Source organism: Sphaerisporangium sp. NPDC049003 (genome assembly GCF_043197795.1).
GTDB lineage: Bacteria > Actinomycetota > Actinomycetes > Streptosporangiales > Streptosporangiaceae > Sphaerisporangium.
The window spans coordinates 1-16424 of record NZ_JBICTU010000038.1 but is presented as its reverse complement, the minus strand read 5'-3'; the positions used below and the strand labels follow the sequence as shown (position 1 = coordinate 16424).

Genomic DNA, 16424 nt, shown 5'->3' with positions numbered 1-16424 from the left:
GGTGCCCTCTCCTACCGCAGCTTCGGGTCGAGCGCGTCACGAACCGCGTCACCCAGCATGACCACGCTGAGGATGATGAGGCTCAGGAACAGCGCGGGGAACAGCAACGGCAGCGGCGCCTCCAGGAAGCGGTTGCGCGCGTCCGCGATCATCAGGCCCCAGGAGATCTGGGGTGACTGGATGCCCACGCCGAGAAAGGACAGGGCCGCCTCCGCGGCGATGAACGCACCCAGGTTGATCGTGGACACCACGATCACCGGCGCGATCGCGTTGGGCAGGATGTGCCGCATCATGATCCGCCCGGGGCCCGCGCCGAGCGCGCGGGCCGCCATGACGTAGTCCTGGTGCTTGGCCGTGATGACCGACGCCCGCATGATGCGCAGGATCATCGGCCAGGCCAGCAGGGCGAGAGCGAGCACGACGCTGGCGATACCCGCGTTGTCGCGTCCGATCACGGCCAGGATCAGCAGGGCGCCGAGAATGGAGGGGATCGCGAAGAAGATCTCGGCGGCACGCGAGAGGATCACGTCGACCCAGCGCCCGTAGAAGCCCGCGAGCAGGCCGAGCGCGCCGCCGACGATACCGGTCACCACCGCGCTGACGATGCCGACGATGATCGAGACCCGGGCGCCGTGGATCACGCGGGAGTAGACGTCACAGCCGAGGTTGTCCGTGCCGAACCAGTGCTCGCCGGTGATCCCCTTGCGAGCCTGCGCGAGGGAGCAGGTCGACGGGTCCACGCCCACGGTGTCGAACACGCCGGGGAACGCGGAGATGGCCACGAACAGGGTGATCATGGCGGCGCCGATGAGGAACACCGGGTTGCGCCGCAGGTCGTACCACGCGTCCGACCACAGGCTCGCGGGCCTCTTGCCCTTCGCCGGCTTGACGGGCTGCGCCGGTGCGGTAGCCGGGAGAGTGTCGTTACTCATAGCGGATCCTGGGGTCGAGTACGGCGTACAGCAGGTCGACGACGAGGTTCGCCACGATGTAGATCAGAACCAGGACCGTGACGATGCCCACCACCACGGGGTTCTCCCGCAGGTAGACCGACTGGAAGAGCTGCTGGCCGATGCCGGGCAGGTTGAAGATGGTCTCGGTGATCACCGCACCTCCCATCAGCGTGCCGAGGTCCGCTCCCAGGTAGGTCACCAGGGGGATCAGCGAGTTCCGCAGGGCGTGCCGTCCCAGCACCCGTCGCCGCGGCATGCCCTTCGCGATGGCCGTACGGATGTAGTCGGCGCGGAGCGTCTCCATGAGGCTCGTCCGCGTCAGCCGCGTGAGGTAGGCGATCGAGACCATGGCGAGGACGAAGCCCGGCAGGAGGTAGCTGCGCATCCCGTCCTGCACTCCGGCGACGGGGAAGAAGTCGATGCCCGTGCCCAGCTTCAGCTTCACGCCGAGAACCAACTGGAGGACGAAGCCGCTGACCAGGGTGGGGATCGACACCATCAGCAGCGTGATGGCGAGGATGAACTTGTCCTCCCACCTACCCCGGCGCAGCGCCGCCCACAGGCCGAGACCGATGCCGATGATCGCCTCGAAGATGAGGGCGGTGATGGCCAGCTTGAAGGTGACCTGGAACTTGCCCTCGAAGATGGTCGACACGGGAAGCCCACGGAAGGTGGTCCCGAAATTGCCGGTCACGATGTCACGGATGTAGTAGCCGTACCGGACGATGAGCGGCTCGTTGAGGTGGAACTGTTCTCTCATCGCCGCCGCGAAGACAGGGTCTACGCGTTTCTCGCCGGCCAGCGCCTGGAGGGGGTCACCCGGCAGCGCGTAGACGATGGCGAAGATGAGGAAGGTGGTGCCCAGCAGCACAGGGATCGCCTGGAGCAGGCGCCTGACGACGTAGCGGCCCATTCAGTCTCCCGATCATTACAAAGGGCAGCCCGCCGCAACCAACTGGGCTGCCCTCGTGGGGTGGTCGCCCACTCCGGGTGGTTCAGGGTACCGAACCACCCGGAACGGTTGACGTTAGGCCTTCTCTACGTTGAACAGGTCGATCCGCTCGAACGGGTCAATCTTGACGTTCTTCACGTGCTGCGAGTAGGCGCCGTTCGTCTGGTAGAAGTACACCGGAATGTACGGCAGTTCCTTGATGAGAAGGTCATCGGCCTGCTGGTAGGACTTGATGCCCTCGTCCAGCGTCTTGGCCGCGTCACCCGCGGTGATCAGGTCGTCGAACTGCTTGCTCTTGTAGCCCGAGTAGTTCGAGCTGCCGCCGGAGCCGAAGATCGGGCGCAGGAAGTTCTCCGGGGACGGGTAGTCCATGATCCACGCCATACGGAAGCCGCCCTGCCACTTCTTGGCGCCCAGGTCGTCCAGGATGGTGGCGAACTTCTCCACCGGCTTCGGCGTCACCTCGGCACCGAGGTTGGTGCGCAGGTTGTTGGCGATGGCCTCGATCCACTCCTTGTGGCCGCCGTCACCGTTGTAGCCGATCTCGATGGCGCCCATCTTCGGGCCACCGGCCTGCTCGAACAGCGCCTTGGCCTTGGCGGGGTCGTAGGTGCAGGCCTCGCCGCAGGCGCCCTGGCGGTAACCGGAGACGACCGGGCTGATGAAGTCGTCGGCGGGGACGCGGGTGCCGGAGAAGACGGTCTCGGTGATCGTCTTGCGGTCGATCGCCATGGAGATCGCCTTGCGGACGTCCGCGCTCTTGGAGTAGTCGGCACCGTTGTGGATCGGGAAGCCGATGTAGCCGATGCCGGAGGACGGCTGCTCGATGTACCGGTCGCCGAACTCCTGCTTGGCCGTGGAGATGGCCTCGGCGGGCAGCTGGTCCATGATGTCCAGGTTGCCGGCGCGCAGGTCGTTGAACGCGGTGTTCAGGTCGGTGTAGATCTTGAAGTCGACCGCGTCGATCTTGGCCTTGCCCTCCTTGAAGTCCTCGTTGCGGACCAAGGAGATGGTCTGGTCCGTGCCGCGCTTCCACGGCTTGGAGACCTTGAAGGGACCGTTGCCGATCGGGTTGCCGCCGAAGTCGGCCTTCAGCTTGCCCTCGGTCTCGAAGGCGGCCTTGGGAAGCGGGTAGAACGCCGTGTAGCCCAGCATCGTCGGGAAGCCGGAGAAGGGGTTCTTCAGCTCGACGGTGAAGGTCTTGTCGTCGACGACCTTCAGACCACTCAGTGCGGTCGCCGTCGGCGTCTTGCCCTCGCCCGGGTTCAGATCGTCGTAGCCGGTGATGCTGCCGAAGAAGTAGTTGCCCTCCTGGGCGTTGGCACCGTTGGCGGTGAAGTTCCAGGAGTCGACGAAGTTCTGGGCGACAACGGGCTCACCGTTGTGCCACTTGTACCCATCCTTGAGTTTGATCGTCCACGTCGTGGAGTCGGGCGACTCAATGGACTCGGCCACGCGGTTGAAGGGTTTCTTGTCCGCGTCGTAGTCAACGAGACCGACGAACAGCGCGTTCAGCACTTCAGCGCCGCTGGACTCAGTGGTGTTGCCCGGAATCAGGTCGTGCTGGGGTTCAGCGATCTCGACCCGGACCGCCCCGGCGTTTCCGGCGGCGCTCGAGCTGGAGCCGGACGTGTCGCCGCTGCCGCCGCACGCCGCAACCGCCAGCGCGAGCAGCGCGGTCCCGGCGACGATCTGTGCGCCCTTGGTCACACGCATCGTGGATTAATCCTCCCTCTAAGGTGGGCAATGGCACTGAATCGCCCATGTCGCATGCGCTTCCAAGGGATCCGTCCCTGGAATTCGCGGACACGGTCAAATCAGTTGACGCCCTGCCAGTCGACCGTGAGCATCCCTCACTACTTCTCACCAGCGAGTCTCTGGCGCATTGCAGTTCGGTCACACGTGTCCCTGTCGGACGTCACACGCATACCAACTACGCTGTCAACAATGCCTTGATCAGGCATAAAGACCTCACCAAGGTACACACGCACTGGCAGTGGTCGCATCCTGGGGCAGGCCAGGACATAAGCATCCAACCCTCAACGGACCTGCGGCGACGCCATGGGTTGGCCTTGACCGGCTCCCTGTGTTCTCATGATCCAGGGTGGTCAAGCGGCACCGCAGGCATGTCATTCACCCGTATCCAATAGAGTCCATGCCATGAGTCAGCCGGAATCCGCTGTCGCGGACTCCCGGGCGGGCGACCGGGCGAGCGGCTCCTCCCCCAGCGGGAAGGAATCGCTGTCCGCGCTCGCCGAGCGCCACGGGTTGCGACGCGCCATCGCGCGTCCCAGTCTGCCCGCCTACCTGCGTCAATTGTGGGACAGGCGACACTTCGTCTTCACGTACGCCACGTCGCGCAACGTCTCGAAGTACTCCGACTCGGCACTCGGCCAGCTGTGGCAGGTGCTGACGCCGCTCCTGAACGCCGGGGTCTACTTCCTCATGTTCGGCGTGATCATGGGGCAGAAGGCGGACATCACCAACTACACCGCCTTCCTGATAACTGGCGTCTTCGTGTACTCGTACACGCAGCGGTCCATCACCGGCGGCGCCAAGTCGATCTCGGGGAACCTCTCGCTGATCCGGGCGCTCCACTTCCCGAGGGCCGCGCTCCCGCTGGCGTACACCATCCAGGAGTTCCAGCAGCTGGCCATCTCGATGGGCGTGCTGGCCGTCATCGTGCTCGTCACGGGCGAGTCGCTGACCTGGCTGTGGCTGCTCGTCCCGTTCGCCCTGCTGCTTCAGACGATCTTCAACGTCGGCGTGAGCCTGCTCCTGGCGCGTGTCGGGGCCTTCGTCCGCGACATGAACCAACTGCTCCCGTTCATCCTGCGCACCTGGCTCTACACATCGGGTGTCTTCTACAGCATCCCGGCCCGCATGAAGGACGCCCCCGAGTGGGCGCGCTTCCTGCTGGAGTTCAACCCTCCTTCGGTCTTCATCGACCTGATACGGCACCTGATCCTCAGCACCTACCCGCAGGACCTGGCCAAGCATCATTTCCCCCACAGCAGCCTCCCCCAACTGTGGCTATACGCTGGCTTTTGGGCCGCGGTCGCGTTGATCGGCGGCTTCTGGTACTTCTGGCGGGCCGAGGAGAGGTATGGCCGTGGCTGAGCTGACCAAGGAGCTGTCCCAGATGGCCCACCCGAACGATGAGGCGGCGTCCCAGCCCGCGGCGGAGCCGGTGGACGCACCCGGCGCGCCGACGGTCATCGTCGACGGCCTCCACATCGTCTACCGCGTGTACGGCGCGGCCAGCGCGGCCGAGAAGGGCAACGCCGCCAACGCCCTCATGCGCATCATCCGGCGCCAGGGACGGCCGCAGATGAAGGAGGTCCACGCCGTCAAGGGCGTCTCCTTCGTCGCCCGTCACGGCGACGCCATCGGCATCATCGGGCGCAACGGCTCCGGCAAGTCGACGCTGCTGCGGGCCATCGCCGGCCTGCTGCCCCCGCACAAGGGCTCGGTCTACACCGACGGCCAGCCCTCGCTGCTCGGCGTCAACGCCGCGCTCATGAAGGAGCTGACGGGCGAGCGCAACATCGTGCTCGGCTGCTACGCCATGGGCATGACCCCCGCCCAGGTCAGGGAGCGTTACGACGAGATCGTCGAGTTCTCCGGCATCGGCGAGTTCGTGCAGTTCCCGATGTCGACGTACTCCTCCGGCATGGGCGCCCGGCTCCGCTTCGCCATCGCCTCGGCCAAGGTCCACAACGTGCTGCTCATCGACGAGGCGCTCGCCACCGGCGACCGCGACTTCAAGCGCAAGAGCCAGGAGCGCATCCACCAGATGCGCGAGCAGGCCGGCACGGTGTTCCTGGTCGCCCATAACCTCGACGTCATCGAGGAGACCTGCAACCGGGTCATCTGGCTGCACAAGGGGCAGATCAAGATGGACGGCGACCCGGCGACGGTGCTCGCCGCCTACAACTCCTGATCGTCCGCCCGGGGACCGACGGCGCTCACCCGGGCCACCGAATCATCCGCCCGGGGACCGACGGCGCTCACCCGGGCCGCTGATCGTCTGAGCCGCGCGGCACGGGGCAAGATGGGGGCGACCGAAACCGCCCTTCCATCGGAGGTCCACCGTGGCCAAGCAACCGCCGATTCCCTATGACTTCCTCCCCGAGGTCCCCTCGCTGACCGTCGAGAGCGACGACGTGAGCGACGGGGAGCGCATGTCGGACGACCATGTCTTCGACGACTGGGGGATGACGGGGCGCAACCTGTCGCCTCACCTGCGCTGGTCGGGCGCGCCCGAGGGCACCAAGAGCTACGCCGTGACGTGCTTCGACCCCGACGCCCCGACCGGCAGCGGATTCTGGCACTGGGTCCTGTTCGACATCCCCGCCGAGGTGACCGAACTCCCGACCGGGGCCGGCTCGGGCGACATGAAGGGCCTGCCCGAGGGCGCCGTCCACGGCCGTACCGACTACGGCACGCGCGCGTACGGCGGCGCCGCGCCGCCTCCCGGCGCCCCGCACCGCTACCTGTTCGCCGTGCACGCCCTCGGGGTGGAGAGGCTCGGCCTCGACGGCGACACGCCCTCGGCCGTCGTGGGCTTCAACATCACCGGCAACACGCTCGCCCGCGGGTACATCGCCCCGGTCTACGAGACCTGAGCCCGGTCCTGGGGCGGGCTGCCACCCGGCGGGCTAGACCGTACAGAAGTCCGAACACGCGGGGTGAATCTGCTGACACTTCAGACGGCGTTCCACTATGATTCGAACGTAGATTCGATCTGAAGGAAACCGTGATGGAGTGGGGGTGCGGGGTGCGAGAGCTGGCGAACGCGATCGATCACCTGTCCGCCGAGGACCCGTCGGACATTCCACGTGGCCTGCTCGCCGAGCAGCTCATCGAGCTGCACTGGCAGATGGCCCGCCTGCAGGCCCAGATCGCCCGCCGCACCTACGTGCGCGCCCCGGGCGCCTGACACCGAGTTCATCGTCCAACCGATATCCGCCCGTTCCTTCGCCCACCGTTCGAACACCGGCCCGGCCGGCACCCCCCGCCTGGGGGCGCCGGCCGGTCTTCTCCGGCTCGCTCAGCGCGCCACGAGATCGTCCGCGCCCACCGTGGCGGGGTCGAAGGGGAAGCGGTCGGCGAAGGCCGGCCGCAGGTCGCCGATCCAGACCGCCTCCGGGTCGTAGCGCGCGAAGAACGGCCTCCCGACCAGGCTCGGATCCCGGGCCTGTATGAGGTGGAGCACGAAGACCTTCTGGCCCGCCACCTCGGTGACGCCGTCGACGCACACCTTCCCCGGCGTCGACGACATCGAGGGCCCCCGCACCGTGCGGCACAGCCCGGAAACCCGCGCGTAGGCGTCACGGAAGATCTCGTACGCCCGGGCCAGCGGCACCGCGAAGTAGTCCTGCGGGCCCGTGTCGCGCTCGACGAACATGTAGTACGGCACCATGCCCAGCGCGTGCTGGGTGCGCCACATCTCCACCCACGTGTCCGGGTGGTCGTTGATCGACCTGATCAGCGGCGCCTGGGTCCTGATCACCGCGCCCGTGTCCCTGATCGCGCGCACGGCGGTCTGCACGAGCCGCGAGTCCATCTCCCGGGGGTGGGAGAAGTGTGCCATGAAGGCGAGGTTCTTGCCCGACTCCACCACGGCGGAGAACAGGCGCAGCGTCTCCGCCGCGTCCGGGTCGGTCACGAAGCGCCCGGGCCAGTACGCGAGCGACTTGGTACCGATGCGGATCGACTCAAGCTGCTCCAGCGCGAGCAGCGGCTCGACGTACCGCCGCAGCACCGGACCGCTCATGATCATCGGGTCGCCGCCCGTGAACAGCACGCTGGTGACCTGCGGATGCTCCCGCAGATACCGCACGAGGCCCTCGATGTCGTCGGTGGCCATCTTCAGGTCGGGCTCGCCGACGAACTGCGCCCAGCGGAAGCAGTACGTGCAGTACGCGTGACAGGTCTGCCCCTGCTTGGGGAAGAACAGGACGGTCTCCGGGTACTTGTGCTGCATGCCCGGCACCGGTTCGCTTCCGGCCTTCGGAATGTTGAGCTCCATCTGCCCCGCCGGGTGGGGGTTGAGCCTCATCCGCACCGCGTTCGCGGCCACCTGGATCTCACGGGCAGGCGCGTCGGCGCGGAGGAGTCCGGCGATACGGGTCACGTCGGCCTCGGGGAGCATGTTCTCCTGCGGGAACACCAACCGGTATATCGGGTCGTCGGGGATGTCCGACCAGTCGATCAGCTCGTCGACGACGTACGCGTTGGTCCGGAAGGGGAGCACGGACGCCACCGCCCGGATGCGCAGCCGGGTCTCGTAGTCGAACTCGGCTCGCTTCAGAAGATCGTCCAGGTGTTTGGCCGTGTAGGCCCTGAATCCTCGTGTACCGGTGTGTGTAAGGGTCACTCGAGATTTTTCCTCTCTTGTGTGCTCTCCGGTAAACCTGATGCCCCTGTCATGCGTCTGTCACTTTCCTTAACGGACGCGCCAGCGAGTCGGCTCGGTTCCGTACGACCGAAAAGGCTTGGTAAAACCTTTCAGCTATCGCGACATATCTTGAGTTGGGTTAGTCTGGCGTCTGTGAGCTCCCTTACGCCCTTCGAGGCAGGCGAAACAGCCTCGCGCGCAGCGGATACCTCGCAGCGCGCCTCCGACGCCGATCGTGATCGAGTCGCCGCCGTTCTCGGCGAGGGGCTCGCGACCGGCCGCCTCACCAGCGTCGAGCACGCCGACCGGCTTGAGGCGGCCTACACCGCTGTTACCATCGGCGACCTGGTCCCGCTGACCCGCGACCTGGCCGACGTCGCCAGAACGCCCGGGGCGGCGTTCAGCGCGGACCAGCAAGAGGTCGCGGCGGTGTTCAGCAAGGTCATCCGGTCCGGCCGCTGGGTCGCCGGGCGCCACACCGTACTGCGCTCGACCTTCGGAGCGCTGATCATCGACCTCACCGACGCCGTGCTCCCTGGCCGCGAGGTCACCCTGGAGCTCAACTCGTTCTGCGGGAAGCTGATCGTGCGCGTGCCCGGCAACGCGCGGGTGATCGACGAGGGCAAAGCGATCTTCTCCAAGCGCCACGTCTCCGGCGGCGAGCAGGGCGGCGACGCGAGCGGCCCTCTCATCCGCGTAACCGGCACGGCGATGTTCGGCAAGGTCGTGGTCTCGCGCGGCGCCGCCGACTGGCACTGGCCCTGGCGCGCACAGTAGTCCGCCGGGCCACCTACGATGCGGGACACGCACTCATTCCGCACGAGGTGACCGCTTGGATGGCATTCCGCCGATAGCCCTTGACGCCATGGGAGGCGACCACGCCCCTGGCGAGATCGTGGCGGGAGCCGTGCGGGCCGTACGGGAGCACGGGGTGCCCATCGTCCTCGTCGGCGCGCCCCCGGCCATCTCCGAGGCCCTCGCCGAGTTGGACGCGGCCGGGGAGATCCCCATCGTCCGGGCGGAGGAGACCCTCACCATGGACGAGGGCGCCCTCGCCAGCCTGCGCCGTCCACGCTCCAGCATCGCCGTGGCCTGCCATCTCGTACGGCGGGGCGACGCGTCCGCCGTCGTGTCCGCCGGATCCACCGCCGGGGTGGTGGCGACGGGCAAGCTCCGCCTGCGGGCCCAGCCGGGCGTGCTCCGGCCGGCGATCGCCGTCCCCCTGCCGACCAGGCCCCATCCCACGATCCTGCTGGACGCGGGCGCCACCGCCGACGTCAAGCCGGAGATCCTGGTGCAGTTCGCCCACCTGGGAGTGGCCTACGCCGAGACGGCCCTCACGATCGAGCGGCCACGGGTGGGGCTGCTCACCATCGGCGGGGAGGCCGAGAAGGGCAACAAGCTCGCCAAGCGGGCACACGAGCTCCTCTCCGCCTCCCCCGGCCTGAACTTCACGGGCAACGTCGAGGGCCACGATCTGCTGAAGGGCGTCGTGGACGTCATCGTCACCGACGGCTTCACGGGCAACGTGGCCCTCAAGACCATGGAGGGCACCGTCCGCTACGCGTTCACCGAGCTGCGCGAGACGCTGGAGGGCGGCCGTATGGCGCGGTTCGGCGCGCTCTTCCAGCGGGGGCGGCTGCGCGAGCTGCGCGGCCGGCTCGACCCCGAGGCGTACGGCGGCGCGGTCCTGCTCGGCCTGAACGGCACCGTGGTCATCGCCCACGGCTCCTCGACGGCCAAGGGCGTCGCCGCGGCCTGCGTGCTCGCCGCGACACTCGCCCGCCAGGGCACCGTCGGCCACGTCGGCGAGCGCATCGCGACCACGCAGAAGTCGCATCGCCTCTGGTGAGGACCTCCGGTGTCACTTCAGCCCCAGTGTCATGGAGGCGGCCGGATATCCACGTTCGGTGCTGATGATCAGCAGATATCCTTGGAGCATGACCGACCCGCAGCTCGTGCTCACCGAGCGGGTCCAGCAAGCGCTGGGCACCGCGTTCGGTCCGGAGTACGCAGGCGCTGACCCGCTGATCCGGCCCTCCCAGTTCGCCGACTACCAGGCGAACGTGGCATTGAGCCTGGCCAAGCGGCTGCGACGAGCGCCGCGGGAGGTCGCCCAGGCCATCGCCGACGCGCTCGGCTCCGGCGGAACCGGCGACGTCTTCGAAAGCGTCGAGATCAGCGGGCCCGGCTTCCTCAACATCACGCTCAAGGACGACTGGATCGCCGCCCAGGCCCTGGCGACCCTTGAGGACCCCCGCAGCGGGGTCGGGCTGACCACGCCCCCGCAGACGGTCATCGTCGACTACTCCGCGCCCAACGCCGCCAAGGAGATGCACGTCGGGCACCTCCGCACCACCATCGTCGGCGACTCCCTGGTCCGCATGCTGGAGCACCTCGGCAACCGCGCCGTCCGGCAGAACCATCTGGGCGACTGGGGCACTCCGTTCGGCATGCTCATCGAGCACCTGCTCGACATCGGCGAGGCCAACGCGATCGCCCGGCTTGAGGCCGGCGAGGGCAACGACTACTACCAGGAGGCCCGCACCAAGTTCGACGCCGACGCCGCGTTCAAGGAGCGCTCGCGCCGGCGCGTGGCGACCCTCCAGGCCGAGGAGCCCGAGACCATCCGGCTCTGGCACCTGTTCATGGACGCCACGCTCCGCTATTTCAACAAGGTCTACTCCACGCTGGGCGTCACGCTGACCGACAGCGACATCGCCGGCGAGAGCATGTACAACCCCATGCTCGCGGAGACCTGCGCCGACCTTGAGGCCTCCGGGGTCGCCGTGATGAGCGAGGGCGCGCTGTGCGTGTTCCCGCCGGGCTTCAAGGGCAGCGACGACAAGCCGCTGCCCTTGATCATCAGGAAGAGCGACGGCGGGTACGGCTACGCCACCACCGACCTCGCCGCAATCCGCTACCGGGTGCGCGACGTCAAGGCCGACCGCATCCTGTACGTCGTGGGCAACGAGCAGGCGCTCCACTTCCAGATGGTCTTCGCCGCCGCCCGGCAGGCCGGCTGGCTGACCGACGACGTCTCCGCCGAGCACATCCAGATCGGCATGATGCTGGGCTCCGACGGCCGCAGGTTCAGGACCCGCAGCGGCCAGTCGATCAAGCTGACCGACCTGCTCGACGAGGCCATCGAGCGCGCCTCGGCCGCCATCGCCGAGCGGGGGTACGACGAGGCGACCCGCTCCGAGATCGCCCGCACGGTCGGCATAGGCGCCGTGAAGTACGCCGACCTGTCGGTCAGCCACGACAGCGAGTACATCTTCGACTTCGACCGCATGCTGGCGTTCACCGGCAACACCGGGCCCTACATGCAGTACGCCACGGCCAGAATCCGCTCGATCTTCCGCAAGGGCGGCGTCGACCCGGCCGAGGTGACCGGGCCGATCGTCCTCGGCGAGCCGGCCGAGCGCGATCTGGCGCTCCAGCTGCTGGGCTTCGGCACGGTGGTCGAGAACGCCGCGGCCACGGCCGAGCCCCACCGCGTCTGCGCCTACCTCTACGAGACCGCGAGCGCGTTCACCACGTTCTACGAGAAGTGCCCGGTGCTGAAGGACGACGTCGACCCGCGGACGAGGGCCTCGCGTCTCGCGCTGTGCGCGCTGAGCCTGCGCGTGCTGCAGTCCGGTCTGAACCTTCTCGGCGTCCCTGTGCCCGATCGCATGTAGTCATGCCGGTCCGGCCGCGTCCGATCGCGGCCGGGCCAACTTCCTCGCTGTTCCTCGCTCCCGTCGGCGTGCCGCCCTACACTGCCGCGCCCAAAGAACTAACCTGGGCGCGGTCATGGGAGTGTCCGCCGAACCCTCGCCGCCGGGGGCCTTCCTCACGCCTTCGGGGAGCTGTCCGTTTTGAGCATGGATCTGACCGCGAACCCCGACGTCCCCGGGACCGCGGAGCCGACGAAGCCACAGCGCCACGCCGAAGGGCCTCCCGGGCACCCGGCGGAGCCGGCCGACCGCGACGGCGACGTCTCCGAGCTGCGGCGGTACGCCGAGGCCCTGTTCACCCATCTCGCGGCCGACGGCACCGTGCCACCGCCGCCTCCGAACACCCTTGACGTGCCGGGGCACTGGCTCGCCCCCGCCACCGAGGCCCTCGTACTGATCCTCACCGGTGAGGACGCCCTGAAGCCGCTCACCCGCGCGGCCCAGCTCGACGAGGCCGCGACCGCGCTGTTCCTCTGCCTGTCGCTCGCCGTGAGCGGGCACGGCGACCGTGTCCACGCCTCCTGGCTCGGCACCGCGTTCGGCGACCTGTCGACCGAGCGTCCCGTCACGCCCGGTCAGCGCGCCCTCTGGACGGCCGCCGCCCGCGGCGCGTACGGGCCCGCAGGGAAGATCTTCGTACTGCGCAAGCTCGACGCCGCCGCCGTGCCCTCGACCGCGGAGCCCGAGCGCTGGCTGCGTGCCCTCGTCCCGGCCGAGACGTCCGTCGCCGTGTCGCCGGCGCTCAGCGCCCTGCCCGACCTCGCCGAGGTGCCCTCGCTCGCCGAGCCCGTCCAGGCGGCGGCCCGGCTGTCCCGCCTGCTCGAACGGTGCACCGAGATCACCGCCACCCGCCCGTCCGTGATCCCGCGATCCAAGAGCCCCGGCCCGTGGCCGGACGCCGAGCCGCTGACCGTGCTCCGGTCCCTCATCGGATCGGAGGAGCCGGGCCCGATGGGCTCCCTCACGGGGCACCTGCTCGACGACGTCCAGTCGGGCTCAGACCCGCACCTGGCGGCCATCGCCTTCCACGTGGCCGCGCCCGTCGTACGCTCGGCCGCCGGCGAGCTCGCGCAGGCGACCCAGGTGGCGCCACCCACCGAGATCACCGTGCCGATCCTCGGGCACGACGTCACACTCCGGCCCGAGGGACCGGACGCGGCCTCGCTCGCGACGGCCGAGGAGCGCGTCAGAGCCGAGGCCGCGTCGCGCGGATCCGGGCGCTGGCTCGTGTACGGGCCGGCGTTGCTGCCGATCGTGGCACTGGTGCTCGCGTTCACGGTCTCCGAGCTTTTCGCCATCGCCGCGCTGGTCCTCGGAGGGATCGTCGGCTACCTGCTGTGGCGCCTCAACAGCCGCGAGCAGGCGGAGGCGCGGCGCGTCGAGGCCGAGGTGACACAGCTGCGCGAGCAGGCCGAGCAGGCGGTGTGGGCATTACACGACTACGCCCGCGAGGCCGCCCAGCGGTCCGAGACCTCGGCCGCGAACCTCTCGGCGCTCACCCGCCTGCTCCGCCGAGGTCCGGCGGTCGCCGACCAGCGGTGACGACCACCCGCTCGACCTCTTCCCTCTGCCATTCGCCGACCTCGTGCGAGTCGCCCGGAGCGCTCCGATCTCGGAGCGTACGCAGAGCGAGCAGCAGGGCCAGCACGCCGTGCATGAAGAAGACCGTGAACGCGCGCGTCTCGGGCATGGTGAGGCCGGGGATCTCCACGCCCGGGAACTGCGGTGCCAGGGCCACCCAGAACCACGGAGAACGGGCCACCGAGCGTCGGTCGACGGCGGTGGCGGCGAGCGGCAGAAGGATCACCAGCGAGTAGTGCCCGAACGCCGGGGTGAAGACCAGGAAGACCGTCAGCATGATCATGCTGACGGTCTCGACCAGCCTGAGCTCCAGGGACCCGAGGACTTCTCCTGCTCCGAGACCGGCCGGCCCCCTCAGCGGAACGAAACGGTCCAGAGGAACGGTGTCGTCGGGGAGGTGCCAGCGCGTCCAGGCGAGCAGCAGGCCCACGAGCCCGACCACGCTCCTGACCGCCAGAGTGACCTCGCCGCCCGCACCCAGCCGGGGCAGGATCGAGGCCAGCGACGCGTCGTACGGTCTCGCGTACTCGTCCTGCCCGTGGAGCAGGAACGGCAGCGTACTGGACACGAACCTCCCCGGCTCGGGCGTGAAGGGCAGGGAGAGGAGGACGAGGACCAGCGGCACCGCGACCAGCGTGACGAGCGCCCGGCGCCGCCGGGCGAACAGGAAGAGCAGCGCGAGCGGCACGAGCATGGGCTTCAGCGCGATGGACACCCCGGCGACCACCGCGGCGGCGCTCCAGCGGTTCCGCGAGCACAGCAGCAGCGCCGCCGGCAGCGCCACCACCGCGACCACGCTCCAGTTCCCCACGGTGAGCAGGCTGCGATAGCCGAAGAGCAGGGCGGTGGCGGCCATCCCGAGGACTCCCAGGCGGCTCCCCACCCGCACCCCGCAGAGCCCGAGAGCCAGCGACCACCCCGCCAGGGTGAGCACCGCCAGGACGAAGGGGAACACCAGGTGGATCGTCCGATCGTCGAGCCAGGCCTCGGAGAGCGCCGCGACCGCGCTGCTCGGCAGGTAGAGGAAGCGCTCGTCGGCGTAGGGGGAGTGCCCGCTCAGGAGGGCTCTGGCGGCCTTCACGACGTACCCGTTGTCCCGCATCGAGCTGCCCCTGCGGATCGCTCCCGCGGCGGGAAGCATGAGCACCACGGCCGCGGCGATCCGCGCGGGCAGGGACGCCTGGGTCGTCAACCACGAAGCGAGTCCGTGGTCCGGGCGACGACCCTGGCCATCGTCCGAGCCGCCGGCGGAGCCGGGGCCGTGGTGGCTAGGTGGTCGAGATCTCGACGTCGGCAGGGGCCAGCAGGAAGACCTTGTCGGCGATCCGCTCAATGCGTCCCTCGCAGCCATACGTCAGGCCGGCGGCGAAATCGACCATCCGCGTCGCCTCGGCCATGGACATCCCCGCGACGTCCATGATGACCGCCTGGCCCTCCCGGAAGTGCTGTCCCACGGTAAGCGCGTCGGAATACTTCCGCGGGCGGATCATGATGATCCGTGCGGGATCCCCACCCGACCCCCAGCGCCTGGCGGCCCGTTCCGACGCGGGCATGTACTCATCCTCGTACTCGTCGTAGTCGTAGGGCTCGTCGTACTGATCCCCATCGCCCAGGCCAAGGTAGCTCACCACCCTGCGCACTGCCCCCATCGGCTGTCCTTTCCGCGAGAACCGGCCAGTTTCGCCGTGCCCCGACACAAATGACCGTAACTCACGTATCGGCTGGGGCCGCGCGACACGCCCACGTAGTTTTGATTTTGCACGGTTTTCGCTGCCGTTTCGACCGGTTATCTGGGGGTGGATAGGATCGTCGGCATGCGTATCTTCACCGTCGATTCGTTCACGGATCAGGCCTTCAAGGGTAACCCGGCGGCCGTCTGCCTGCTGGACTCTCCGAGATCCGCCGACTGGATGCAGGCGCTGGCCAGCGAGATGCGACACTCCGAGACGGCCTTCGTGGCGGACCAGGGCGAGGGCCGGCCGTACTCCCTGCGGTGGTTCACCCCGGCCGTCGAGGTGGCGCTGTGCGGCCACGCGACGCTCGCCTCCGCGCACGTTCTGTATTCGACGGGCGCCGCCTCCGGCTCGATCGAGTTTTCTACAAAGAGTGGAATTCTGACCACTAATCAGCTTGATCACGGCCGTATCTCGATGGATTTCCCGTCATATCTTCCGGAAGAGATTTCCGCTCCGGCGACCCTGGTCAAGGCGCTCGGGGTGTCCCCGGCGTGGGTCGGCATGGGCCGCATGGACGTGCTCGTCGAGCTGGAGTCCGAGAAGGTCGTCCACGACCTGGCCCCCGACATCGACGCCCTGACCGCGCTCGAAGCGCGGGCCGTGTGCGTCACCGCCCGCGCCTCGGATCCCTCAGGGGACGTCGACTACGTCTCACGGTTCTTCGCGCCCAGCGCCGGCGTTCCCGAGGATCCGGTCACCGGCTCCGCCCACTGCATGCTCGGGCCCTACTGGTCGGCGAAGCTCGGCCGCGATTCCCTGGTGGGTGCGCAGCTGTCCCAGCGGGGCGGCATCGTCCACACCACCGTGCGCGGCGAACGCACCGAGATCAGCGGGAATGCCATCACCATCTGGTCCGGAGAGCTGCACGTCTGAATGTGGTCCCTGGAGAACCGCACGTCTGATCTTCCGTTTCCTTCGCTTCGGCAGGTACGTGCCGTCTCCGACGCTTGGGACGGACGTGAAAATGGTCCATCGCTTCGATGCGTACGAGGAAAAGACCCCATAACGCAGGGAAGCCACCCACAATGTGGATGGCTTCCCTACCAATCAAATATTTGTCCGGCGGTGTCCTACTCT

At 68.3% G+C, this 16424-nt stretch carries 15 protein-coding genes; 9 read left to right on the top strand and 6 right to left on the bottom strand.

Annotated features, from left to right (window positions below):
• Positions 1-11 precede the first annotated feature (11 nt).
• The 3 genes from ACGFIV_RS31785 to ACGFIV_RS31775 all read right to left on the bottom strand — a co-directional run bounded on the left by ACGFIV_RS31785 (position 12) and on the right by ACGFIV_RS31775 (position 3621).
• Positions 12-932 carry an ABC transporter permease gene (locus tag ACGFIV_RS31785; protein WP_358558150.1) on the bottom strand — a complete coding sequence of 307 codons (921 nt, stop codon included), beginning with the start codon at positions 930-932 and terminating at the stop codon, positions 12-14.
• On the bottom strand, positions 925-1866 hold the full coding sequence (locus tag ACGFIV_RS31780) for an ABC transporter permease (protein WP_358558153.1): 942 nt from the start codon (positions 1864-1866) through the stop codon (positions 925-927). The genes ACGFIV_RS31785 and ACGFIV_RS31780 overlap by 8 nt, the downstream gene beginning before the upstream one ends.
• Before the next feature lie 114 nt (positions 1867-1980).
• The gene (locus ACGFIV_RS31775) at positions 1981-3621 is read right to left on the bottom strand and encodes an ABC transporter substrate-binding protein (protein ID WP_358558156.1); all 1641 of its coding nucleotides are present in this window, start codon (positions 3619-3621) and stop codon (positions 1981-1983) included.
• A 444-nt stretch (positions 3622-4065) separates the two neighbouring features.
• Here ACGFIV_RS31775 and ACGFIV_RS31770 point away from each other — a divergent pair, with 444 nt between their 5' ends.
• From ACGFIV_RS31770 to ACGFIV_RS31755, 4 genes are all read left to right on the top strand, one after another.
• A complete protein-coding gene (locus ACGFIV_RS31770; RefSeq protein ID WP_358558159.1) occupies positions 4066-5025 on the top strand; it encodes an ABC transporter permease in 960 nt (319 codons plus the stop codon).
• A gap of 22 nt (positions 5026-5047) precedes the next feature.
• Complete coding sequence (locus ACGFIV_RS31765; protein ID WP_392838564.1) at positions 5048-5848, top strand: ABC transporter ATP-binding protein; 801 nt, start codon at positions 5048-5050, stop codon at positions 5846-5848.
• A 151-nt stretch (positions 5849-5999) separates the two neighbouring features.
• Positions 6000-6533, top strand: coding sequence for a YbhB/YbcL family Raf kinase inhibitor-like protein (locus tag ACGFIV_RS31760; protein WP_358558165.1), 534 nt, complete (start codon positions 6000-6002; stop codon positions 6531-6533).
• Positions 6534-6667: 134 nt separating this feature from the next.
• Positions 6668-6847 (top strand): hypothetical protein, encoded by a 180-nt coding sequence (locus ACGFIV_RS31755; protein WP_358558168.1) that lies wholly within the window; start codon positions 6668-6670, stop codon positions 6845-6847.
• Between the two features lie 111 nt (positions 6848-6958).
• Here the strand turns inward: ACGFIV_RS31755 and ACGFIV_RS31750 are convergent, their stop codons facing one another.
• Entirely contained in the window at positions 6959-8287 is a 1329-nt protein-coding gene (locus ACGFIV_RS31750) for a lysine 2,3-aminomutase (RefSeq protein ID WP_358558171.1), read from the bottom strand.
• A gap of 174 nt (positions 8288-8461) precedes the next feature.
• On the opposite strand from ACGFIV_RS31750, the gene ACGFIV_RS31745 reads away from it, so the two are divergent.
• From ACGFIV_RS31745 to ACGFIV_RS31730, 4 genes are all read left to right on the top strand, one after another.
• Entirely contained in the window at positions 8462-9085 is a 624-nt protein-coding gene (locus ACGFIV_RS31745) for a DUF1707 domain-containing protein (RefSeq protein ID WP_358558174.1), read from the top strand.
• A gap of 55 nt (positions 9086-9140) precedes the next feature.
• Positions 9141-10160, top strand: a complete 1020-nt coding sequence (plsX, locus tag ACGFIV_RS31740) for a phosphate acyltransferase PlsX (protein ID WP_358558177.1) — start codon at positions 9141-9143, stop codon at positions 10158-10160.
• An 88-nt stretch (positions 10161-10248) separates the two neighbouring features.
• Entirely contained in the window at positions 10249-11991 is a 1743-nt protein-coding gene (gene argS, locus ACGFIV_RS31735) for an arginine--tRNA ligase (RefSeq protein WP_358558180.1), read from the top strand.
• 186 nt (positions 11992-12177) lie between these two features.
• Complete coding sequence (locus ACGFIV_RS31730) at positions 12178-13572, top strand: hypothetical protein (RefSeq protein ID WP_358558183.1); 1395 nt, start codon at positions 12178-12180, stop codon at positions 13570-13572.
• Here the strand turns inward: ACGFIV_RS31730 and ACGFIV_RS31725 are convergent.
• Positions 13526-14803, bottom strand: a complete 1278-nt coding sequence (locus tag ACGFIV_RS31725; RefSeq protein WP_358558186.1) for a glycosyltransferase 87 family protein — start codon at positions 14801-14803, stop codon at positions 13526-13528. The genes ACGFIV_RS31730 and ACGFIV_RS31725 overlap by 47 nt on opposite strands.
• 76 nt (positions 14804-14879) lie before the next feature.
• Positions 14880-15260, bottom strand: a complete 381-nt coding sequence (locus ACGFIV_RS31720) for a cell division protein SepF (RefSeq protein WP_358558189.1) — start codon at positions 15258-15260, stop codon at positions 14880-14882.
• Between the two features lie 165 nt (positions 15261-15425).
• On the opposite strand from ACGFIV_RS31720, the gene ACGFIV_RS31715 reads away from it, so the two are divergent.
• On the top strand, positions 15426-16220 hold the full coding sequence (locus ACGFIV_RS31715) for a PhzF family phenazine biosynthesis protein (protein ID WP_358558192.1): 795 nt from the start codon (positions 15426-15428) through the stop codon (positions 16218-16220).
• The last annotated feature ends 204 nt before the right edge of the window (positions 16221-16424 follow it).